At 67.4% G+C, this 20,601-nt stretch carries 20 protein-coding genes and 1 pseudogene; 9 read left to right on the forward strand and 12 right to left on the reverse strand.

Going from position 1 to position 20,601, the window contains the following annotated elements; translation table 11 throughout:
• Positions 1-143: 143 nt before the first annotated feature.
• The 9 genes and pseudogenes from flbD to E1H18_RS27415 form a co-directional block, all read right to left on the reverse strand.
• Positions 144-1,517, reverse strand: coding sequence for a sigma-54-dependent transcriptional regulator FlbD (gene flbD, locus E1H18_RS21360; protein WP_172272407.1), 1,374 nt, complete (start codon positions 1,515-1,517; stop codon positions 144-146).
• 24 nt (positions 1,518-1,541) lie between these two features.
• A complete protein-coding gene (gene fliN, locus E1H18_RS21365) occupies positions 1,542-1,874 on the reverse strand; it encodes a flagellar motor switch protein FliN (protein WP_172272410.1) in 333 nt (110 codons plus the stop codon).
• Between the two features lie 15 nt (positions 1,875-1,889).
• Positions 1,890-2,528, reverse strand: coding sequence for a flagellar assembly protein FliH (locus tag E1H18_RS21370; protein WP_172272413.1), 639 nt, complete (start codon positions 2,526-2,528; stop codon positions 1,890-1,892).
• A gap of 13 nt (positions 2,529-2,541) precedes the next feature.
• Positions 2,542-3,564 carry a flagellar motor switch protein FliG gene (gene fliG / locus E1H18_RS21375; RefSeq protein WP_172272416.1) on the reverse strand — a complete coding sequence of 341 codons (1,023 nt, stop codon included), beginning with the start codon at positions 3,562-3,564 and terminating at the stop codon, positions 2,542-2,544.
• A complete protein-coding gene (gene fliF, locus E1H18_RS21380; protein ID WP_172272419.1) occupies positions 3,564-5,219 on the reverse strand; it encodes a flagellar basal-body MS-ring/collar protein FliF in 1,656 nt (551 codons plus the stop codon). Before fliF ends, fliG begins: the two co-directional genes overlap by 1 nt.
• A 244-nt stretch (positions 5,220-5,463) precedes the next feature.
• Positions 5,464-5,745, reverse strand: a complete 282-nt coding sequence (sciP, locus tag E1H18_RS21385) for a CtrA inhibitor SciP (protein ID WP_047410412.1) — start codon at positions 5,743-5,745, stop codon at positions 5,464-5,466.
• A gap of 169 nt (positions 5,746-5,914) precedes the next feature.
• Complete coding sequence (gene flgE / locus E1H18_RS21390; RefSeq protein ID WP_172272422.1) at positions 5,915-7,723, reverse strand: flagellar hook protein FlgE; 1,809 nt, start codon at positions 7,721-7,723, stop codon at positions 5,915-5,917.
• A 126-nt stretch (positions 7,724-7,849) separates the two neighbouring features.
• On the reverse strand, positions 7,850-8,563 hold the full coding sequence (locus tag E1H18_RS21395) for a flagellar hook assembly protein FlgD (protein WP_172272425.1): 714 nt from the start codon (positions 8,561-8,563) through the stop codon (positions 7,850-7,852).
• 14 nt (positions 8,564-8,577) lie between these two features.
• Positions 8,578-9,063: pseudogene (locus E1H18_RS27415) on the reverse strand (flagellar hook-length control protein FliK); the annotation flags it as partial.
• 1,593 nt (positions 9,064-10,656) lie between these two features.
• Between E1H18_RS27415 and E1H18_RS21405 the strand changes: the two are divergent.
• The 7 genes from E1H18_RS21405 (at position 10,657) to E1H18_RS21435 (ending at position 16,412) form a co-directional block, all read left to right on the forward strand.
• Positions 10,657-10,788, forward strand: coding sequence for a hypothetical protein (locus tag E1H18_RS21405; protein ID WP_172272431.1), 132 nt, complete (start codon positions 10,657-10,659; stop codon positions 10,786-10,788).
• Positions 10,778-12,913 (forward strand): flagellar hook-associated protein FlgK, encoded by a 2,136-nt coding sequence (flgK, locus tag E1H18_RS21410; RefSeq protein ID WP_172272434.1) that lies wholly within the window; start codon positions 10,778-10,780, stop codon positions 12,911-12,913. Before E1H18_RS21405 ends, flgK begins: the two co-directional genes overlap by 11 nt.
• 3 nt (positions 12,914-12,916) lie before the next feature.
• Positions 12,917-13,843, forward strand: a complete 927-nt coding sequence (locus tag E1H18_RS21415; RefSeq protein ID WP_172272437.1) for a flagellin — start codon at positions 12,917-12,919, stop codon at positions 13,841-13,843.
• 46 nt (positions 13,844-13,889) lie between these two features.
• Positions 13,890-14,216 (forward strand): GIY-YIG nuclease family protein, encoded by a 327-nt coding sequence (locus E1H18_RS21420; protein WP_172272440.1) that lies wholly within the window; start codon positions 13,890-13,892, stop codon positions 14,214-14,216.
• Positions 14,217-14,419: 203 nt separating this feature from the next.
• Positions 14,420-15,631: a tRNA 2-thiouridine(34) synthase MnmA gene (gene mnmA, locus E1H18_RS21425; protein WP_172272443.1), complete on the forward strand. Its 1,212-nt coding sequence runs from the start codon at positions 14,420-14,422 to the stop codon at positions 15,629-15,631.
• A gap of 191 nt (positions 15,632-15,822) precedes the next feature.
• Positions 15,823-16,272 (forward strand): DUF4126 domain-containing protein, encoded by a 450-nt coding sequence (locus E1H18_RS21430; protein WP_172272446.1) that lies wholly within the window; start codon positions 15,823-15,825, stop codon positions 16,270-16,272.
• The gene (locus E1H18_RS21435) at positions 16,272-16,412 is read left to right on the forward strand and encodes a hypothetical protein (protein ID WP_172271884.1); all 141 of its coding nucleotides are present in this window, start codon (positions 16,272-16,274) and stop codon (positions 16,410-16,412) included. Before E1H18_RS21430 ends, E1H18_RS21435 begins: the two co-directional genes overlap by 1 nt.
• Positions 16,413-16,415: 3 nt before the next feature.
• Here the strand turns inward: E1H18_RS21435 and E1H18_RS21440 are convergent, their stop codons facing one another.
• The gene (locus tag E1H18_RS21440; protein WP_172272449.1) at positions 16,416-16,916 is read right to left on the reverse strand and encodes a helix-turn-helix domain-containing protein; all 501 of its coding nucleotides are present in this window, start codon (positions 16,914-16,916) and stop codon (positions 16,416-16,418) included.
• Positions 16,917-17,150: 234 nt separating this feature from the next.
• On the opposite strand from E1H18_RS21440, the gene E1H18_RS21445 reads away from it, so the two are divergent.
• Both E1H18_RS21445 and E1H18_RS21450 read left to right on the forward strand, forming a co-directional pair.
• On the forward strand, positions 17,151-18,338 hold the full coding sequence (locus tag E1H18_RS21445; RefSeq protein ID WP_172272452.1) for an acetyl-CoA C-acyltransferase: 1,188 nt from the start codon (positions 17,151-17,153) through the stop codon (positions 18,336-18,338).
• Positions 18,339-18,496: 158 nt separating this feature from the next.
• Positions 18,497-18,766, forward strand: a complete 270-nt coding sequence (locus E1H18_RS21450) for a GNAT family N-acetyltransferase (RefSeq protein WP_172272455.1) — start codon at positions 18,497-18,499, stop codon at positions 18,764-18,766.
• Here E1H18_RS21450 and E1H18_RS21455 read toward each other — a convergent pair.
• Both E1H18_RS21455 and E1H18_RS21460 read right to left on the reverse strand, forming a co-directional pair.
• Positions 18,763-20,145, reverse strand: a complete 1,383-nt coding sequence (locus E1H18_RS21455; RefSeq protein WP_172272458.1) for a M20/M25/M40 family metallo-hydrolase — start codon at positions 20,143-20,145, stop codon at positions 18,763-18,765. The two genes, E1H18_RS21450 and E1H18_RS21455, sit on opposite strands and share 4 nt — an antisense overlap.
• Positions 20,146-20,192: 47 nt before the next feature.
• The gene (locus tag E1H18_RS21460) at positions 20,193-20,531 is read right to left on the reverse strand and encodes a helix-turn-helix domain-containing protein (RefSeq protein WP_172272461.1); all 339 of its coding nucleotides are present in this window, start codon (positions 20,529-20,531) and stop codon (positions 20,193-20,195) included.
• Between the last annotated feature and the right edge of the window lie 70 nt (positions 20,532-20,601).

Raw genomic sequence — 20,601 nt, forward strand, 5'->3', positions numbered from 1 at the left:
GATTTGCCGCTGGCCGCCATCTCCTTAAAGAAAATTAGCCATGTTCGGCGCCGGACGGAGTGTCGCGGCGCCGCGACATGTTGGCCCAACCTTATTGTCATCCCGGACGGCCAAAGGCCGATCCGGGATGACAGATTGAGGCATCAGGCCGCGGCCCCCACCCCGCCCTGCGGCGGCGGCACGGGAACGCCGGCGTCGCCGTATTCCTTGAGCTTGTTGCGCAGGGTGCGGATCGAGATGCCCAGGATGTTGGCCGCATGGGTGCGGTTGCCCAGGCAGTGCTCCAGGGTGTCGATGATCAGCTTCTGTTCGACTTCAGCCACGGTCGATCCTACGAAAGTGCGAGAAACAGCGTCGGCGGCCATCTGGGCGCCGCGCGCCATGGCGACGTCGGGGGCGGGTGCGGGGGCCAGTTGCTGGCCGTCCGGCAGGCGGATGGCGAACTCTTCGATCTCGTCGCCGGTCGACAGCAGCACCGCGCGGTGCATGGCGTTTTCCAGCTCGCGGACGTTGCCCGGCCAGCGGTGGGCCAGCAGGCGGCGCTTGGCTTCGGCCGAGATCGGCTTTTCCGGCATGCCGTTGGCGGCCGAGTACTTCTTGACGAAGAACTCGCACAGGCTGAGGACGTCGCCCGGACGCTCGCGCAGCGGCGGCAGGCGCAGGTTCACGACGTTCAGGCGGTACAGCAGGTCTTCGCGGAAGACGCCGTCCTTCACCGACTGGGCCAGGTCGCGGTTGGACGTGGCCAGGATGCGGATGTTGACCTTGACCGGCTTGGAGCCGCCGACGCGGTCGATCTCGCGCTCCTGGATGGCGCGCAGCAGCTTGGCCTGCAGGCGGACATCCATTTCCGAGATTTCGTCCAGCAGCAGGGTGCCGCCGTCGGCCTCCTCGAACTTGCCGATGCGGCGGGCCATGGCGCCGGTGAAGGCGCCCTTCTCGTGGCCGAACAGCTCGCTTTCCAGCAGGTTCTCGGGGATGGCGGCGCAGTTGACGCTGATGAACGGCGCCTTGGCCCGACGGGACTTGCCGTGGACGTAGCGGGCCATGACCTCCTTACCCGAACCGCTTTCGCCGGTGATCAGGATCGAGGCTTCCGACGGGGCGACCTGGTCGGCCAGCTTCAGGACCTGCTCCATGGCCGGGTCGCGCACGACCATCGGCTTGTCGTCGTCGGTGACGGCGGCCAGGACGGCGGCGATCAGCTCGGCGTCCGGCGGCAGAGGGATGAATTCCTTGGCGCCGGCCTTGATGGCCGAGGCCGCGCGCATCGGGTCGGCGTCGACGCCGCAGGCCACCACCGGCACCCGCATCCGCTCGGCCTCGTTGGCGGCGATCATGCCGGCGATGTCGAGCGAGTACTCGACCATCAGGAGGTCGGCGCCCTGTCCGGCCCGCAGCGCGTTGGTCGCCTGCTCCGTGGTTTCGACGTGCGAGACCTTGGCCCCCGCGTTCATCGCCATTTTCACGGCGACCGAGAGCTGTCCGTTCAGTTTTCCGACGACGAGAAGCCGCATGGTTCTACTCCTTCAGACCCGGGCTTAGCCCTGGTCGCCGTCCTTGATGATTTCCGTCATGGTCACGCCCAGGCGCTCGTCGACGACGACGACCTCGCCCCGGGCGACCAGGCGGTTGTTGACGTAGATGTCGATCGCCTCGCCGACCTTTCGGTCCAGCTCCAGGATCGAGCCCTGGCCCAGCTGCAGCAGCTGCGCCACCGACATGTTGGCGCGGCCCAGCACGGCCGAGATGTTGACCGGCACGTCGAAGACGGGCGCCAGGTCCGATGCGGTCTTGTCGCTCAGCTCGATCGGCATTTCGGAGGCCAGCATCGAGCCGCCGAATTCGTCCAGGGTCAGATTGTCTTCGGCCATCTCAGGTCAGCCTTTTCAAGAGAACATCGGTTCGGCGTGGAGACCTTCGGCGGCGATGGCCGCTTCCAGCGCTTCGGCGACACGCAGGGCGGCGCCGTCGGGATCGAAGGCCGCACGCCCCTCGCCCCAGTCGAAAGTAAAGGCCGCGGGGACCATGGCGCCGTCGGCGCGGGCGACGATCTGGCCCTGGTAGCCGATCTGGGCCGCGACGTTCTCCAGCGCCAGCTGGGTGCGTTCCTCCAGCTCGGGCGACACGCGGACGAAGATGCGCGGCGCGGCCTCGACCTCGCGGGCCAGACCCTCGAGCGCGGCCATGACCGGGGCCTCGGGGAAATGGTGCAGGGCCGCGTCGGCGATCTTGCGGGCGCAGGCCAGGGCCAGCATCGCCGCGCCTTCGCGGTGTTCGTGAGCGACCTGGGACAGACCGCCGAACGCCTGCTGGATCGCCTGGGCGACCTCGTTCAGGGCGTGGGCGGCTTCCTGTTCGGCGCGGGCCACGGCCGAGCGCTCGCCCTGGGCGTAGCCTTCGGCGCGCGCGGCCTCGACCTCTTCGATCGTGAAGGTCTTCTTGACCTTCGGCGGAGTGTACGCGACGCCGCCGCGGTCGTCGAAGACCGTGTCGAAGGCGAACTTGCGGTGGGGGGTGTCCATCATGATGTCATCTCCCTCAGTAGATCAGCTCGTCGTCGCCGCCGCTGCCGGCCAGCATGATTTCGCCCTTGGCGGCCAGGTCCTTGGCGACCTGGACCATGCCGACCTGGGCCGCATCGACGTCCTTCAGGCGCACGGGGCCCATGCTGTCCATGTCCTCGCGCATGATCTTGGCGGCGCGCTCGGACATGTTGGAGAAGAACATGTCGCGCAGCTTGTCCGAGGCGCCCTTCAGGGCCAGGGCCAGCTGTTCCTTCGGCGTGCCGCGCAGCAGGGTCTGGATGCCGCCCGGGTCCAGCTTCGAAAGGTCTTCGAAGACGAACATCAGGGCGCGGATCCGCTCGGCGGCTTCGCGGTTGCGCTCTTCCAGCGCGGCGATGAAGCGGGCCTCGGTCTGGCGGTCGAAGTTGTTGAAGATCTCGGCCATCATCTCGTGGCTGTCGCGCTTGGACGTGCGCGCCAGGTTCGACATGAATTCGGTGCGCAGGGTCATCTCGATCTTGTCGAGGATCTCGCGCTGCACCGGCTCCATCCGCAGCATGCGGGTGACGCATTCCAGGGCGAAGTCTTCCGGCAGGCAGGCCAGCACGCGGGCGGCGTGGTCGCTCTTCACCTTGGACAGCACCACGGCGACGGTCTGCGGATATTCGTTCTTCAGATAGTTGGCGAGCACCGCCTCGTTCACGTTGCCCAGCTTGTCCCACATGGTTCGACCCGCCGGACCGCGGATCTCTTCCATCAGCTGGTCGACCTTGTCCTGCGGCATGAACGACGCCAGCAGGCGCTGGGTCTGCTCGTAGGAGCCCATGATCGCGCCGGTCGAGCTCATGCCCGAGACAAACTCGACCAGCAGGTCTTCCACGACCGAGGCCGAGACCGTGCCCAGGCCGGCCATGGCCTGGGAGACTTCCTTGATTTCCTCGTCGTCCAGAGCTTCCCAGATCTTGGTGTGCTCTTCACCCAGGGCGAGCAGCACGATCGCGGCCTTTTCGGGCCCCGAAAGCTTGGTGACGTCGTTGACCGCGACTTTCATGGCCATCAGGTCGACTCGTGCAGCCAGTTACGCAGGATCGCGACGGACTCTTCGGGGTGCTTTTCGACGAACTCCGAAACCCGCTTGATCGACGAGGCCTTAACCTGACCCTCGATCTTGGCGATGTCGATACGCTGATCGATGTCGCTGGCCGGACCGGCGATGGCCATCGGCTCGCCCGACTGGTCGACGACGACCTGCTGCTGGGTGCCGTCCGACAGGGTGACCAGGCGGGTCACCGGCTGGCCGGGGCCGGCCAGGGCCAGCTGGGCGGGGGCGGGCGACGTCAGGTTCTTGATGAACGGGCGGACGGCGAACAGCAGGACCAGCAGGGCCACGACGCCCAGGATGCCCAGTTCGGCGAAGCGCATGATGTCGTTCTTGTCGAAGCCCGACAGCAGGCCCTGCTTCTCCAGGCCCTGGTCCTCGGGCTGCGGGAACTTGATGTTGGTGACCTTGACCTGGTCGCCGCGGGCCGCGTCGAAGCCGACGGCGGTCTTCACCAGCTCTTCGATCTGGGCGATCTCCTCGGCGGTGCGCGGGGTGTAGGCGCCCGGCTTGCCGTCCTTGCCCATCGGGGCGGTGATCCCGTCGATAGCCACGGCGACGGCGACCTTGCGGACGGTGCCCGGCTCCTGGACGGTGGTCTTCACCGACTTGGAGATCTCGTAGTTGGTGACGCTCTCGTTGGCGTTCGACCGCGAGCCCAGTTGCTGGAAGCCGGGGTTGGCGGCCTGGCCGGGGACGTTGGCGGTGGCGGTGACGCCCGAGGTGTCGTCGTTCTTGGTTTCGCTGTTGCCCGACTCGTTGGTGCTTTCCGAGCGGATGACCTGGCCATCCGGATCGAAGCGCTCTTCCTGGGTCGTGATGCGGTCCAGGTTGATGTCGGCGGTGACGTTGACGCGGGCCTTGCCGGCGCCCAGGACGCCCTCGACCATGTCCTTGACGGTCTTGGCGATGCGGGCCTCGGCCTCGGTCTTGCGGTCCTGGGCCAGCTTGCCGGCCATGCTCTCGTCGCTGGGGGCCGACAGGGTCTTGCCGTGCTGGTCGATGATGGCGACCTTCTCGGCCTTCATGTTCGGGACCGACGAGGACACCAGGTTCTGGATGGCGCGGACCATGTCGGTCGACGGCTCGCGGGCGCCGACACCGATGGTCACGGCGGCCGAGGGTTGTTCGGCGTCTTCCTCGAACAGCTGGCGCTTGGGCAGCACCAGGTGGACGCGGACGCTGTTGACGCCCTGCATGGCCTTGATGGTGCGTTCCAGTTCGCCCTGCAGGGCGCGCTGGCGGTTCAGCTGCTGGACGAAGTCGGTCTGGCCCAGGGCGCTGGAGCTGTCGAAGATTTCGTAGCCGATGTTGCCCGAGCTCACGAGGCCCTTGCCGGCGATCATCAGGCGGGCGCTGGCGACCTTGTCGCGCGGCACCATGATGGTCGAGCCGTCGCCCTTGGCTTGGTAGGGGATCTTGGCCTGGTCGAGGGCCGCGGTGACTTCCGAGGCTTCCTTCAGGTCCAGGTTGGAATACAGCAGTTCCTGGGGCTCCTTGCCCATGAACATGACCAGGGCCACCAGCACGGCGACAACGCCGGCGCCGACGCCGAGCATCGCGGCCAGACGGCCAACGCCAAACTGCTTGATCGAACCCAGAAAGCTTTCCAAGCCTCACCCCTGCATCTGCCGACGAAGCGGGGAGAGCCGCCCGTCGGTAGGCAGGATTTACCCAGTGCAAGGTAAACGAGCCGTTTATATTTGGGTCTGGAAGGGGGCGCGGATGGCGCCAAAACGTCGCGGCCGCCCCCTTTCGGGAGCGGCCGCTGAACGTCTTCAAACCCTTTTGGCGCAAGGCCTAGAGGGGATTTTGAAGCTTCGGGAGCGAGCCAAGAGGTCGCACCCCGAAGAGGTCTTAACGGTACTGCTGGATCCGAGTGGTCCGCAGGCCCGCCAGGCCGTGTCGATCGATCGATTGCTGCCAGGCGAGGAATTCCTCGTTGGTCAGCTTGTAACGATCGCAAGCCTCGTCGAGCGAGAGGAGACCCCCGCGGACGGCGGCCACGACCTCGGCCTTGCGGCGGATGACCCAACGCTGGGTCTCCGGCGGCGGCAGATCGGACAGGGTCAGAGGCGCACCGGTCGGACCGATAACGTACTTTTCACCCCGGCTGTTCGTGCGCTGCTGTTGCAACATGGCTTTACGCCTTTCCCACAACCATCACTGTTGAGAGCTCACTATAGGCGCCGCGCAATAACAGCGGCTTAATTCCAATAGTAAAGATCCTCTAAACAGGCGGCCCTATCCAGTACTCGAAAGTGTATCGAACTGACACACAAGAATTAAACAGCGTTAATCCCTAGGATTAGCGCTTAATATTCAGAAGCTCTTCCAGCATCTGATCTGCAGTCGTGATGATTTTCGACGAAGCAGAGTAAGCACGTTGCGTCGTAATCAGGCCCGTGAACTCGGTCGACAGGTCCACCGTCGAAGCTTCCAGCGTCGAAGGGGCCAGCGAACCGGCGCCGCCCTGGCCCGGAGGCTTCAGGCTGTAGGTGCCGCTTTCGTTGGTGACGCGGTAAGCATTGCCGTTGACGCCCTTCAGGCCGTTCGGATTGCTGAAGGTGGCCACGGCCACCTGGGCGATCCGGCGGGTGACGCCGTTGTCGAAGATGGCCGAGACGTAGCCGTCGGTGTCGACTTCGATGTTGGTCAGGTTACCGAAGGCCGTACCGTTGGTGTTGACCGACTGGACGACCGACTGGCTGTTGTACTGGGTCAGACCGCCGGCGGCGCTGGCCAGGTCGACCTGGACGTCCTGGGTGTCGATGCCCAGGCCCTTGGCCCAGACCGGCGGCTGCGGCAGCTGCGCGGCCGGCGGGGCCGGCTGGGTGACCAGCGGCGTGCCCGACGCCTGGATGTTGATCGCGGTCGGCGTGCCCGTGAACAGGTTGCCCGTGCTCATCAGCTTGCCGTCGGTGGTGAACTTGACGATGCCCGTGCTGATCAGGCCATTGGCGTTGTTCTCCAGGTCGCCCGGCTGAGCGCGCAGTTCGGCATACCACTCGTTGGGGCCCGGGGCCTTCAGCAGCGACATGGTGACCGTGCGCTGGCCGCCCTTGGAGTCCGACAGCGGGATCTGGATCTCGAAGTCGGGCTTGACGCCTTGCGGCTTGGTCGTGGTGTCCTTGGTCGCCTGACGCAGGGCGTAGGTCGACATCGAGTTGGCGGCCGGATCGTACAGCGCGCCCTTGTTGACTTCGTCGGCGTCGGTGGCCGGGGCCGCAGCGCCGGTGGTGATGCCCAGGTCGGCCAGATCGACGGTGGTGCCGGCGGCGATCTCGACGTCGTTGAGCGAACCCGTGGCGGTGCCGCCCGGATAGGTCAGGGTCGAGCTGGCGATGGCGCCGGTGGTCGGATCGTAGCCGACGGTGCCCGAGATCTTGACGACGCCGTTCTCGCGGATCTCGACGTCGAACTTGTTATAGGCCGGCGTGCCCTGCGGGTTGGCGACGCCGGTCGACTTATAGGTCACGTCGTAGTTGTGGGTGGCCAGGGTCGAGTCCGGCACGGCGGTCTTCGACGGGGCGCCGGCGGTGCCGACCTTGTACGAGACGTTGGCGGCGACCGGCTGCTCGGAGCGCAGGTTGGCGTTGACGCCGACGCGGGTGGTGCGCTCGGCCGTGCCGCCGACGGTGCCGACATTGATCGCCGACAGCTGCATCAGGTCCGACGGGTCGGGCGTGATGATGCCGCTGACCGGATCGGCCAGCCAGCCTTGCAGATAGAGGCCGGCGTCGTTCTTCAGATAGCCCAGGCTGTCCAGCTGAAACGAGCCGGCGCGGGTGAACGAGCGGGTGTCCGACGAGGTCAGGCCTTCCGGCTTTTCCGTGGCGACGAAGAAGCCCGAGCCCGAGATCGACAGGTCCAGGTTCGACGTGGTCGACTGGTTCAGGCCCTGCTGGCTGACGAACTGGTGGGTCTGGGCCTTCACGCCGCCGGCGCTGTAGGCGGTGTTCTTGCTGCCGCCGGTGACCAAGGTCGAGAAGTTGGCGGTCGAACGCTTGTAGCCGACGGTGTTGACGTTGGCGATATTGTCCGAGATCGCGGCCAGGGCCGACGAGTTGGCGATCAGGCCCGAGACGCCCGAGAGCATGGCGCTGTTGATGCTCATGACTGAATTCCTGCTTCTAAATGGGGTTCGAAGGGTTCAGCGCTGTTTGCGTTTGGGTCCGGGGGAAGACCGTCTTCCGGGGGACCGCGTCGGCGTCATTCTGACGCCCGTTCGATAGGAATTGGATTAGGCGGCGGCCGAGGTGTCCGTCTCCGCCGCCTTGGTGACGGCGGTGACGCCGATGACGCTGTCGATGGGCACTGCTTGACCGTTGATCATGACCTTCGGCTGGCCGGTCGAGTTGTCGACGGCGGTGACGACGCCCTCGATGCGGCCCTTGATGTTGGTGACCTTCAGATCCTTGCCGTCGCCGCCCTTGGCCACGACGTTGATGCCGTAGACGCCGCCGTCGGAAAGCTGGGCGCCGCTGTCGTCCTTGCCGTCCCAGGTGAGCGTGTGGGCGCCGCTCTTCTGGTCTTCCGGGGTCAGGGTGCGGACGACCTTGCCGGCGGCGTTCTTGATCTCGACGGTCAGCGAGGTCGACTGGCCCGGCTGGCTCCAGGTGAAGGTGGCCTTGCCGTCCTGCAGGGTCGAGGTGTCGCTGGTCGCCGTGACCTGCTTGCCGATCATGTTGACGCCTTCCGACAGGCCCGAACCCGTGTTCATGCCGACCAGGGCGGCCAGCAGGTCGTTGGTGACCAGCTGCTGCTCGACGCCCGTCATCTGGGTGATCTGCTGGGTCATCTGGGTCGTGTCGGTGGGCGACAGCGGGTCCTGGTTCTTCAGCTGCGTGGTCAGCAGCTTCAGAAAGGTCTCGGTGTTGTTGGCCATCGACGTGCGGCCGTTGTTGATCCGGTCGAGGACGGACGAGGTGTTCGCTGAGGAGACGGCGGTAGCCATGGCTCGTTGCTTCCTTAGATCCGGATGTCCAGGCCGCTGTCGGCGGCCACTTTCAGGCCGGGCAGCAGGTCGGGAAGGAGGGCGATGTCTTCTTCACCGGTCAGGGTGTTCTGGAAGGCGCGACCGGCGAAGGCCTGGCGGCCCTGGTCGTGGAAGCCTTCGAAGGCGAAGAAGGGATTGTTGTTGTTCTGGCCGTTGTTCTGGCTGGAGACATCGAACGACAGGCCATTGTCGGCGACGTTGAAACCGGCGTCGTTCAGGGCCTGGCGCAGTTCGTTGGCCTTGCCGCGCAGCTCCTGGGCGGCGTGGACCGTGTCGAACTTCATGGCGGCGGTCATCACGCCGTCGCGGCCGATCTCGATCCGCACGTCGACCTTGCCCAGGGCGTCCGGGGTCAGGACCATGTCGAAGCGGGTGGCCTTGCCGATGGTCTTGATGATCTGGGCCGACAGGGCCGCGACCGTCTCGGGCGAACCGCGGACCGGCGCCTTGGCTTCGGCCTCGACGGCGGCCTTGGCGTCCAGCGCCTGGGCGGTTTGGGCCGGAACGACGACCGGGTTGGCGTCGACGGCGGCTACGGCGGGAGCCTCGACCGCGGCGATCGTCGCAGCGGCGGTGTCGGTGGTGGTCTTGGTCTCGACCGAGGCGTCGCTGCTGGCGGCGACGGCGGTCACGGCCTGAGCGGTCTCGACGGCGACGGCGCCGGCGGCTTGCGCCTGGGCGGCCTGGACAGTCGGGGCGGCCTTCGGGGCCTCGACGGCCTTGGCCGCGCCAGCCTTGGTGTCGACCGGCGCAGCTTCGACCGGGGCGGCCTCGACGGCGGCGACGGCTTCGGCGACCTGGACGGCGCTGGCGACGGGCTCGGCGACGACCGGCGCGGCGTCGGCGACGACCTGGGCCTGGACGGCGACCTGAGCAGCTTGCGGCGCGGCGGCCTGCGGGGCGACCGGAGCGGCTTGCGCCTGGACGGCCGGCTTGGCGTCGGCAGCGATCTTCGGCGCGTCCGTCTTGGAAGCGGCTTGGGGCGCGGCCTGGGCGGTCAGGTCTTCGGCGGCGAGCGGCGCGGTCTCTTCGGCGACGGCCAGCTGGGCCAGAGCCTCGAGGGCGGCGGCGTCGACGGCCTGGCCTTCCGGCGCGGCGATCGTCTGAGCCTGCTGGGCGACGGCGGCCGGCTGAGCGGCTTGCGCCTGAGCCTGGACTTGAGCGGCCTGCTCGGCAACCGGAGCCTGAGCGACCTGGACCGCGGCGGCGAAGTCGGCGGTCGCGTCGACGGCGGCGGCGTCCACGGCCGGCGCGGCCTCGACTTCACCTTCGACCGGAGCGGCGACCGGCGCAGTCACGGCGGCCTGGGCGGCGATCAGGGCGGCGGCGGCCTGGTTGGCGGCGTCTTGATTGACGGCGACGTCGGCCTGGACCGGAACTTCGGCGGCGTCGGTCTTGTCCGAGGCGGCGGCCTTGTCTTCGCCGGCCTTGTTGGGGGCGACGTCGCCTTTGTCCGAGGCCTTGTCGGCCGTCTCGACCGTCTTGTCCTTGGGGGCGTCGGCGCGATCAGCGGACTTGGCGTCGCTCTTGCTTTCGGTGCGAGCCGGCTTGTCGGCCGTCTTCACGTCGCGGGCTTCGGTCTTGTCGTCCGAGCGGGCCGCCGAACGCGCCGGAGCGCGATCGGCGCTCGTGTCGCCACGGCCTGCGATGTTCAGCAGGGCATCGAAGCCTTCGCCCGAAACCTTGACGCCAGCAGCGGCCGGAGCCGGGTTGGCGGAAGGAGCGGCGGTAGATGCGGCGATCGCGGTCATTCGCAGTCGTTGCTCGGCTCGGTTGGGTGGGACGGCTCATGACGAACCGCCTTGTCGCCGATCCTCTGAGCAACGGTCGGGCCAACTCGGCAAAAACAGGTCAAGTCTTTGTTTTTACTGATATTAACAGCTTGTTTACGAAGCAAAAATGCGCCCGATGCGGCGCTTTTTGCCGGGTGTCGGCGCCCCGACAGGACGGGAGTTGCCGCGTCCGGGCGTCACAGCCCCCTCGCCGCTCAAGTTGGCGCCGTCCTTGCGCAGTGGTCCTTGTCGAATTTCCGACCACCGGAACATATCGCCATGAAATTCAATGGCTTGGCACATAACCGGGGACTGATCCCCACCGCGACCCGGCAAGTTTCGCCCGGCAAGGACGCATTGTGCGTTGCGCGGTTTGCCGAGCTAGAAGGGGCCTATCGCTATGTCGCTTAATGCGATCATGAGCACGGCGACGTCCGGCATGATGGCCGCGCAGACGGGTCTGCGCGTCACCTCGGACAACATCGCCAACGTCAACACCACCGGCTACGTCCGCAAGACGATCAGCCAGTCGAACCTGCTGTCGAACGGCATGGGCGTGGGCGTCAATATCGACGCCATCAAGCGCGCGACCGATCGCTTCCTGCAGTCGGCCAGCCTGAACTCGGCCTCGGACAGCGCCCGCGCCTCGGTGGTGGCCTCGACCCTGAACAGCGCTCAGAAGCTGTTCGGCGACCCCAGCGTCGACGGCAACTTCTTCTCGACCCTGGACGACATCTTCACGGCCTTCTCGGCCGCCCAGGACGATCCGACCTCGGCCCTGCTGCGCAGCCAGGCCCTGACCCGCGTCGAGGACTTCCTGGCCGACTCCAGCCGGATCACCTCGTCGCTGTCCAAGCTGGGCAAGGACGCCGACGCCCGCATCTCGGGCGATGTCGAGCGCGTCAACGACCTGCTCAGCCAGATCGACGCCCTGAACATCGACATCACCCGCGCCAAGGTGGCCGGGGCCGATAGCACGGGCGCCGAGAACGTCCAGAGCGGCATGATCGACGAGTTGTCGAAGCTGATGAACGTCCAGGTCTCGCAGCGCACCCTGGGCGGGGTCGTGGTGCGGTCGACCGAAGGCCTGAGCCTGGCCGGCGAAGGCGCGGCCAAGGTCACCTACCAGACCTCGCCGACCGCGACCGGCTATCTGACGGTCCAGCTGGCCAACGGCTCGATCAACCCCACCGCCCTGAACATCACCAACGGCGAGCTCAAGGGCCTGCTGGACGTGCGCAACACCGAGCTGGTCAATCTGTCCGACCAGCTGGGCGAGTTCACCACCCGTGCGGCCGAGGCGATCAACAAGGCGGCCAACGCCAGCTCGTCGGTCCCCGCCCCCGCCACCCTGACCGGCCGCAACACCGGCCTGGACGCCGAGGCGGCGTTCCGCGGCTTCACCGGCCAGACCACCATCGCCCTGACCAACGGCGACGGCGTCATCCAGCGCAAGATCGACATCGACTTCAGCACCAACTCGATCAGCGTCAACGGCGGCGGCCCGTCGGGCTTCTCGCCGGCCAGCTTCCTGGCGGATCTGAACACCGCCATGGGCGGCATGGGCTCGGCCAGCTTCACCGGCGGCGCGCTCAGCCTGTCGGCCGGCAGCGGCCTGGGCGTGGCCGTCGCCGACCCCACGCCCGACGCCACCGCCATCCCTCCCGTCGTGGCCTCCAACAAGACCGGCAAGGGCTTCAGCCAGTACTTCGGCCTCAACGACATCATCCGCACCAACAGCTATTCGCCGTACGAAACCGGCCTGAAGGCCGCGGACGACCACGGCTTCACCTCGGGCGCGATGACCATCCGCCTGACCGACGTCGAGGGCGGCCGGATCCGCGACGTCGTCGTCGAGCCCCCCGCGGGCGGCACGATGCAGGACATGCTGAACGCCTTGAACTCGCGCGCCACCGGCGTGGGCGTCTACGGCCAGTTCTCGCTGAACGACAACGGCCAGATGACCTTCCAGTCGAGCAGCAGCTCGCCGGTCAGCATGTCGATCCTGGGCGACACCACCGAGCGCGACGTCGGCGGTCCTTCGGTCAGCCAGCTGTTCGGCCTGGGCCCGGCGGAGCGCAGCACCCGCGGCGAGAAGTTCTTCGTCAATCCGGCGTTCGAACAGACCCCCAAGCTGCTGCCCTTCGCCCAGCTGGACCTGAAGCAGACGGTCGGCGGCTCGCCGGCCCTGGCCGTGGGCGACGGCCGCGGCGCCCTGGCCCTGGCCAAGGCCGGCGAGACCACCATGGCCTTCTCGGCGTCCGGCGACGCCGTCGCGGTGAACATGTCGCTGTCGCGCTATTCGGCCGACTTCAGCGGCTCGGTCGCCCGCAAGTCGGCCACCGCCGAAAGCCGCAAGGACGCCGCCGCCGCGGTCTCCACCGAGATCGACAGCCAGCGCCAGTCCGCCGAGGGCGTGAACCTCGACGAAGAACTGATCAACCTGACCACCTATCAGCAGGCCTTCAATGCGTCCGCTCGCCTGATCCAGGCCAGCAAGGACATGTTCGACGTCCTCGTCGGAATTATGGGGTAAGCCATGACCCGCGTTTCCACCGTCCAGAACTACAACATCATGACGTCCAACCTCATGAAGGCGCAGGTGCGCCAGAACGAGGTCGGAGGCCAGGTGTCCAGCCAGAAGGTCGCCAACGACCTGAAGGGCTACGCCAAGAACGCCGAGATGCTGACCGCCATGCGCGGCACCCAGACCCGTATCAACGGCCTGGTCGAGCAGAACAAGCTGGTCAACAACCGGCTCGAGATGCAGGACACCGGCATCGGCAAGGTCGCCGACTCCACCAAGAGCGCGCGCGACGCCATCGCCAACTCGCTGGCCGCCGGCAACGCAACCACCTTGATGCAGGAGTTGCAGGCCGCGTTCGGCAACATCGTCCAGGGCCTGAACACCAAGTCGAACGGGCTCTACGTCTTCTCGGGCGCCAGGACCGACACCGCCACGACCTCGGCGACCACCATGTCGGACCTGACCACCGCCCCGGACGTCACCGACCTGTTCCACAACGACCAGTACATCACCACCAACCGGGTCGACGAGCAGACCAGCGCCAAGACCGGCGTCCTGGGCGACAACCTGGGCAAGGACGTGTTCGCGGTCTTCAAGGAGATCCAGGCCCGCGTCGACGCGCTGGGCCCGTTCGCCGGCAACCTGGACGACGCCACCGTCACGTTCCTCAAGGATCGGATGACCGACCTGGACAAGGCCTACAAGGGCGTCGTCGACACCCAGGGCAAGAACGGCGTCACCCAGAAGCGCTTCGAGAGCGCCACCACCGATCTGTCGAACCAGGCCGACACGCTGACCGTCATGGTCGGCGGCGTCACCGACGTCGACATGGCCGAAGCCGTCACCCGTCTCCAAGCCGCCCAACTGGCGGTGCAAGCCTCGGCCCAGGTGTTCTCGAGCCTGCAGCAGTCGTCGCTGCTGAACGTGCTGCGGGCTTAGGCAATCCTGGATTGAGTCGTTTAAAAGTATCGCGCAACCATGACTCATGGTCCCGCGCGACGCTTCCATCGCCGTCTACATGATGACGAACAGGCCATACGGCACGCTGTACATTGGCGTGACGAGCCTGTTCGAAGCCCGGCTCGTCCAGCACCGCGAGAAACAACTGAAGGGCTTTACGCAAAGGCACGGCCTGACGCGGCTGGTCTGGTACGAAACCCACGACGAGATGAGCATCGCCATTCACCGCGAAAAACGGCTGAAGGAATGGCCCAGGCAGTGGAAGATCAACCTGATCGAGCGGGACAATCCGCATTGGGATGACCTGTATGATCAGCTGGTGAACTGGACGCCGGTTCCCCGGCAATTCTAGCGCCAAGACCAACCCAACCCGTCATCCCGCGCTTTATGCGCGGGACCCATGGTTCAGCTTCTATGTGAGCGCTTTAGGTCCGCACTTCACTTGCGGCGGACAAATGGGTCCCGCGCATAAAGCGCGGGATGACGATGAGGTGGGTTGACGCGCCATATCCCCCGACCTCGCAAAACCGCCCCTTCCGCGCTATATCCCCGGCGATGAACGCCGACCTGCTGATCCCTGCCGCCCCCTCGCCCACCGACGCCCTCATCGCGCGCGCGGTGGAGCAGGTGCGGGCGGCCGTGGGCTTGCCCGAAGGCGCGCGGATCGTGGCGGCCATGTCGGGCGGCGTGGATTCCACCGTCACCGCGGCCCTGCTGGCCAAGGCCGGCTACGACGTCGTCGGCGTGACCCTGCAGCTCTACGACCACGGGGCGGCGATCACCAAGAAGGGCGCCTGCTGCGCTGGCCAGGACATCCTGGACGCCCGCATGGCCGCCGAGCGGATCGGCATCCCGCACTATGTGCTGGACTACGAGAGCCGCTTCCGCGAGCAGGTCATCGAGGACTTCGCCGACGCCTATCTGCGCGGCGAGACGCCGATCCCCTGCGTGCGCTGCAACCAGACCGTCAAGTTCCGCGACCTGCTGGACGTGGCCCGCGACCTGGGCGCCGAGGCCATGGCCACCGGGCATTATGTGCAGCGCGGGTTCACGGGCGGCTCCAACCGTCCGCAACTGCGCCGCGCCGCCGACCCGGCCAAGGACCAGAGCTATTTCCTGTTCGCCACCACGCGCGACCAGCTGGACTTCCTGCGCTTTCCGCTGGGCGGCATGGACAAGCCAACCGTGCGCGCCGTCGCGTTCGGCCTGGGCCTGTCGATCGCCGACAAGCCCGACAGCCAGGACATCTGCTTCGTCCCCGAAGGCAAATACACCACGGTCATCGACCGCATCCGCCCGCAAGGCGCGGAAGCCGGCGACATCGTCCACCTGGACGGCCGCGTGCTGGGCCGCCACGAGGGCGTGACCCGCTACACCATCGGCCAGCGCCGGGGGCTGAACATCGCCGTCGGCGACCCGCTGTTCGTCGTCCGCATCGACGCCGATCAGCGCCAGGTGATCGTCGGCCCGCGCGAGGCCCTGCTGACCGCCGCCCTGACTCTCAAGGAAGGCAGCTGGCTGGGAAGCCAGGACAGCCTGGAAGCCGCGGCCGAGGACGGTCAGCCGGTTCTGGCCCGGGTGCGCTCGACGCGCGAACCGGTCGCCGGCCGCCTGGCGGTGACGAACGGCGCGGTGTCGGTGGTGTTCGACGGCGTGGAAGAGGGCGTCGCGCCGGGCCAGGCCTGCGTGCTGTACGACCCGGCCGATCCCGAGCGCGTTCTGGGCGGCGGCTTCATCGCCGGGACCACGCGGGCGATGGACCTGTAGCCCCCTTCACCGAGCTTCCCCGCGAAGGCGGGGACCCAAGCTGAGTCCGCAGGCTGCACACTGGCCTCGCTAGTGTCTGAACCTCGGCTTGGATCCCCGCCTTCGCGGGGAAACTCGGTTGAGGGTTAGCGGATCAAAGAGGGCCAGACGGGGTTGTTGTGATCAAGACCTCACAACCCGGAAAGCGCCCCATGCTCCGCTCCCTGCTCATCGGCCTGTCGGCCGGCTCCCGTTCGATGACGCCGCTGGCGGCCGTCAGCGAGGCCGCGCACGGCGGACATCTCGACGCCGCCAACCCCTCGGCCCAGCTGCTGGGCCACCCGCTGGTCGCCGCCGGGACCAAGGCCCTGGCCGCCGGCGAGCTGTGGGGCGACAAGATGAAGTCGGCGCCCGACCGGATCGTCCCCCTCGGCATCGCCGCCCGGGTGATCACCGCGGGCTTCACCGGCGCGGCCCTGGCGCCGCGCAAGAAGATGCTGCTGGGCGGCGCGCTCGCGGCCGGCGCGGCGGTGGCGGCGGCTTACGTCACCTTCCACTTCCGCATGAAGGCCCTGGATCGCTTCGGTCAGACCAGGAGCGGCCTGGTCGAGGACGCCCTGACTGTCGGCGCCGCCCAGTTGGTCACGCGGGCGCTGCGCTGATGGACCGCAAGGACAAGAAGCCGGTCGAGCCGGAAATGACGCCGACGACGCCGGATATCGTCGAGGGCGTACGCCAGCAGCGCGAGCACATCGAAGAGCTGGACGGTGAGGACCCGCTGCGCGGAGGAGTCGCGGACTAAATCCTACTCCGCCGCGATCTTCGCCGCTTCCAGGGCTTCGCCGACGGTCAGCGCCTGTTCTTCAGGGAGCACGCGTTCGATGTCGCGGCGTTGCGCGACCTCGCCGCAGGCCTCGCAGGCCAGCACCGGGTGGAAGGCGCAGCCGCAGGTCTTGTGGCGGAACATCACCGGCGACTTGTCGCGGCCATAGACGTGCTGGTCGCCCCACTCGGCCATGGTCAGCAGCACCGGCGAGAGGGCGAGGCCCTTCTCGGTCAGCCAGTATTCGTGACGCGGCGGGCGTTCGGAATAGCGGCGGGTCTCCATGACCCCGTTGGCCACCAGGCTCTTCAATCGCGCGGCCAGTACATTGCGGGCGACGCCCAGGCGTTCCTGCCACTGCTCGAAGCGCTTCACCCCATTGAAGGCGTCGCGCAGGATCAGCAGCGTCCACGGATCCCCGACCACCTCGAGGGTGGCGGCGACCGAGCAACGCTCGTGGGTATAGTCAGCAGTGCGGCCCATTTGCGCAGGGTGAGGCGTTCCGCGAGGGAAAGCAAGAGAAGGTTGCGTTTGAAGATGAACCCTACTAGGTTTTTATTCGCAATTGACTCTCTCGGTTATTGCACACCTGGCGAGCGGCCCCTTCCATCGACGGCGGCCGCTCGCCCTCTTCCCGCACCAACTCGCAAACCGCTTGCTTGACGTCGCGCGAAGGGGGCCTATTCCGCCCCAAAATCCTCATTCAGGGAGCTGACCATGTCCGCCGCCGATCCTGTCGTCATCGTCTCGTACGCCCGCACGCCGATGGGCGGCTTCCAGGGCGCGCTGGGCGGGGTGAAGGCCACCGACCTGGGCGCGACGGCGGTCAAGGCCGCCATCGAACGCGCGGGCGTGGCGGGCGACAAGGTCGAGCAGATCATCATGGGCTGCGTGCTGCCCGCGGGCCTGGGTCAGGCTCCGGCGCGGCAAGCGGCGCTGGGCGCCGGGTTGCCGCTCTCGGTGGAAGCCACCACCGTCAACAAGATGTGCGGCAGCGGCATGCAGGCGGCCATTCTGGCTTTCGATTCCCTCGCCGCGGGCTCGGCCGACGTCGTGGTGGCCGGCGGCATGGAGAGCATGACCGGCGCCCCCTACCTGCTGTCCAAGCACCGGGCCGGAGCCCGCATCGGCCACGACCAGATGTGGGACTCGATGTACCTGGACGGCCTCGAAGACGCCTATACCCCCGGCAAGCTGATGGGCGCCTTCGCCGAAGAGACGGCCGCCGAGTACCAGTTCACCCGCGACGACATGGACGCCTACGCCACGCGCGGTCTCTTGAAGGCCAAGGCGGCGATCGAGAGCGGCGCCTTCAAGGCCGAGATCACCCCGGTCACCGTCGTCACCCGCAAGGGGACCGAGGTCGTCGACACCGACGAGCAGCCCGGCAAGGCCGACCCGGCCAAGATCCCCACCCTGCGTCCGGCCTTTGCGCGCGACGGCGGCATCACGGCGGCCAACAGCTCCTCGATCAGCGACGGCGCCGCGGCCTTGGTGATGACGCGCGAGAGCGTGGCCAAAACCCTGGGCCTGCCGATCGTCGCCCGCGTCGTCAGCCACGCCGCCCACGCCCACGAGCCGGGCCTGTTCACCACCGCCCCGGTGCCGGCCATGAAGAAGGCGTTGAAGAAGGCGGGCTGGGAGGTTTCCGACGTCGATCTCTTCGAGGTCAACGAGGCCTTCGCCGTGGTCGCCATGATCGCCCAGAAGGAGCTGGGCATCCCCGACGATAAGCTCAACATCAACGGCGGCGCCTGCGCCCTGGGCCACCCGATCGGCGCCTCGGGCGCGCGCATCCTGTGCACCCTGATCGCGGCGTTGCAGGCGCGCGGCGGCAAGAAGGGTCTGGCGAGCTTGTGCATCGGCGGCGGCGAGGCCACGGCGATGGCGGTGGAGCTGGTGTAAGGCCATATAAGATGCTCCCCCGCGATGCGGGGGAGCTGTCACGGAGTGACTGAGGGGGCTAATGCGGCAAGCATCCAGCTCGCCCCCTCCGCCCCTCTGGGCCACCTCCCCCGCATCGCGGGGGAGGATCAGATCATCATAAGGCGCGTTCACTCATCATGACCGAACCCTTCCGCCACAACCCCGAACTCAGCCGCTACGAGCTCGAAGAGGACGGCCTGCTCGCCTGGGCCGACTACCAGCGCTCGGGGCACCGCCTGGTGATCCCCCACGTCGAGGCCGACCCCGCCCTGCGTGGCAAGGGCACGGCTGGTCGGCTGATGACCAAGGTCGCCGAGACCGCGCGCTCTGAAGGGATGAGAATTACGCCCCTGTGCGGCTATGCGGCGGCGTGGCTGAAGCGGAACGATCCGGACCTGATCGCCTAGGGCTTGGGGACGGGCGCCGGGCTCTCGAAGCTGCCCGCCGCGCCCGGGAACACCACCGGGCTTTCCCAGCCGTCGGCGCTGACCGCCGACACCCCGAAGAAGTAGTCGTCGATCACCAGTTCCTTCAGGGTCGTGGCCTCGCCGGCCGGGACCCAGCGGTTGAAGCGCCACGCAGGGTCCGTCGTCACGCGCCACCACACGCGGTGGCCGGCCGCGCCGGGTGTCGGGGCCCATGAGACCTTGGTGTCGGGGCTAACCGCGCCGGCGATCTTGACGTCAGACGGAGGGGCTGGCGCGGCGGCCAGGCTGGCCATGGCGATCGCGTTCAGCCGCGTCACCTGGGCCAGGTAGGCGAAGTCGACGCCCTCGATCACGTCGCCATAAGGCTTGCCGTTCTCGGTCCGCAGGTCTTGGTGCTGGCGGTCGTAGTTCTCGACAGCCTCGGTCACCCGCACGGCCGGATAGCCGGCCTCCAGCAGCGGCACCTGGTCGCCGCCCCGGCCGTAGCGGTCCGTGCGATAGACCATCACCACGTCGAAATTGGTCAGATAGCGGTCGGCCAGGCCGTCCAGATAGCGGGCCAGGTTGCGCGAGGGGCTGTCGACCTCGCCGCCATTGTAGCGCCGGCCGTTGGCCTGCTCGGGCGTCTCGACGGCCTTGATCCCTTCCGAGAAGACACGGACGTGGGTGTTGTCCACGACGCCGCTCTGGCCGCGGCTGTTGCCGACGATGTCGTTGTTGAGGTCGGCCTCGACCTTCCAGCCCTGGGCCCGCGCATAGTCGGCCAGCACCTTGCCGCCCAGCAGGCCCTGCTCCTCGCCCGACAGCACCGCGAAGACGAGCGTGGCCGGGAACTTGTGCTTGCTCAGCACCCGCGCCGCCTCGATCACCGCCGCCACGCCCGAGGCGTCGTCATTGGCGCCCGGCGCGTCGCTGGTGAAGTTCATGATGTCGGTGACGCGACTGTCGATGTGACCGGCGATGATGATCACCCGCCCCGGATCGGTGGTCCCCTTCTGGATAGCCAGGACGTCCACGACCTCGGTCGGATTGGGCACGCGCTTGTTGGTGAAGACTTGGGCCGGCGTCTCGACCGTCAGGCAGCCGCCGCAGTCCTTGCCGATCGCCTCGAGGCGGGCCTTGGCCCAGCGACGGGCCGCGCCGATGCCGCGCTTGTCCGACTTGGTGTCCGACAGGGTGTGCCGCGTGCCAAAGCCGACCAGCGAGCGCACCGTGCTTTCCAGCGCCTTGGGGTCGACGTCGGCCGCGATCGCGCGAAGCAGCGGCTGGTCCCCAGAAGGCGCTTGAGGCGAGGGGGCCTGCTGGGCGTGAGCGGCGCCCGCGATCATGACGGCGGCGAGGACGATCGGCAGGCGCATCGAGGGGGACTCCGGAAACAGCCCGCGAGCTTTGCCGCCCGTCGCGCCTAGCCGCAAGCCCTGGCCTCCAGCGGAAACCACTGCCGCCCAAACCCGTACATCGCCGCCAGCACGGGCTGGAAGTCGCGTCCCATCGCGGTCAGCACATACTCATGGCGCAGGGGTCGTTCGCTGTAGGCGCGCTTCTCGAGCAAGCCGTTTTCGACAAGCGCCGCCAGCCGCTTGGTCAGGATATTGGGCGCGACGCCCAGGCTCTTTTCGAACTGGTCGAAGCGGGTCAAGCCAAAGCCTGCGTCGCGCAGGATCAGGAAGGTCCAGCCATCGCCGATCCGGGCCAGGGTGCGGGCGACCGGACAAGGACTGCAAGCGCGTTCAGAACTGCTCATGACGAAAGATTTGGCCACTCACTTGCGGAATGCAAGCCACTCCATAGCTAGAGCCCAGACCGCATCGCGG

Source organism: Caulobacter sp. RHG1 (assembly GCF_013181195.1).
In the GTDB taxonomy this organism is placed as follows: domain Bacteria; phylum Pseudomonadota; class Alphaproteobacteria; order Caulobacterales; family Caulobacteraceae; genus Caulobacter.

Bases quoted from the DNA above. Each gene is read 5' to 3' on its own strand.
- flbD (WP_172272407.1), bottom strand. From the start codon at position 1,517: ATGCGGCTTCTCGTCGTCGGAAAACTGAACGGACAGCTCTCGGTCGCC.
- E1H18_RS21420 (WP_172272440.1), top strand. From the start codon at position 13,890: ATGGTCCCGCGCGACGCTTCCATCGCCGTCTACATGATGACGAACAGG.
- E1H18_RS21370 (WP_172272413.1), bottom strand. From the start codon at position 2,528: ATGATGGACACCCCCCACCGCAAGTTCGCCTTCGACACGGTCTTCGAC.
- E1H18_RS21430 (WP_172272446.1), top strand. From the start codon at position 15,823: ATGCTCCGCTCCCTGCTCATCGGCCTGTCGGCCGGCTCCCGTTCGATG.
- sciP (WP_047410412.1), bottom strand. From the start codon at position 5,745: ATGTTGCAACAGCAGCGCACGAACAGCCGGGGTGAAAAGTACGTTATC.
- E1H18_RS21395 (WP_172272425.1), bottom strand. From the start codon at position 8,563: ATGGCTACCGCCGTCTCCTCAGCGAACACCTCGTCCGTCCTCGACCGG.
- E1H18_RS21435 (WP_172271884.1), top strand. From the start codon at position 16,272: ATGGACCGCAAGGACAAGAAGCCGGTCGAGCCGGAAATGACGCCGACG.
- mnmA (WP_172272443.1), top strand. From the start codon at position 14,420: ATGAACGCCGACCTGCTGATCCCTGCCGCCCCCTCGCCCACCGACGCC.
- E1H18_RS21455 (WP_172272458.1), bottom strand. From the start codon at position 20,145: ATGCGCCTGCCGATCGTCCTCGCCGCCGTCATGATCGCGGGCGCCGCT.
- fliN (WP_172272410.1), bottom strand. From the start codon at position 1,874: ATGGCCGAAGACAATCTGACCCTGGACGAATTCGGCGGCTCGATGCTG.
- fliG (WP_172272416.1), bottom strand. From the start codon at position 3,564: ATGGCCATGAAAGTCGCGGTCAACGACGTCACCAAGCTTTCGGGGCCC.
- E1H18_RS21460 (WP_172272461.1), bottom strand. From the start codon at position 20,531: ATGAGCAGTTCTGAACGCGCTTGCAGTCCTTGTCCGGTCGCCCGCACC.
- E1H18_RS21415 (WP_172272437.1), top strand. From the start codon at position 12,917: ATGACCCGCGTTTCCACCGTCCAGAACTACAACATCATGACGTCCAAC.
- E1H18_RS21445 (WP_172272452.1), top strand. From the start codon at position 17,151: ATGTCCGCCGCCGATCCTGTCGTCATCGTCTCGTACGCCCGCACGCCG.
- E1H18_RS21440 (WP_172272449.1), bottom strand. From the start codon at position 16,916: ATGGGCCGCACTGCTGACTATACCCACGAGCGTTGCTCGGTCGCCGCC.
- E1H18_RS21450 (WP_172272455.1), top strand. From the start codon at position 18,497: ATGACCGAACCCTTCCGCCACAACCCCGAACTCAGCCGCTACGAGCTC.
- flgK (WP_172272434.1), top strand. From the start codon at position 10,778: ATGTCGCTTAATGCGATCATGAGCACGGCGACGTCCGGCATGATGGCC.
- E1H18_RS21405 (WP_172272431.1), top strand. From the start codon at position 10,657: ATGAAATTCAATGGCTTGGCACATAACCGGGGACTGATCCCCACCGCG.
- flgE (WP_172272422.1), bottom strand. From the start codon at position 7,723: ATGAGCATCAACAGCGCCATGCTCTCGGGCGTCTCGGGCCTGATCGCC.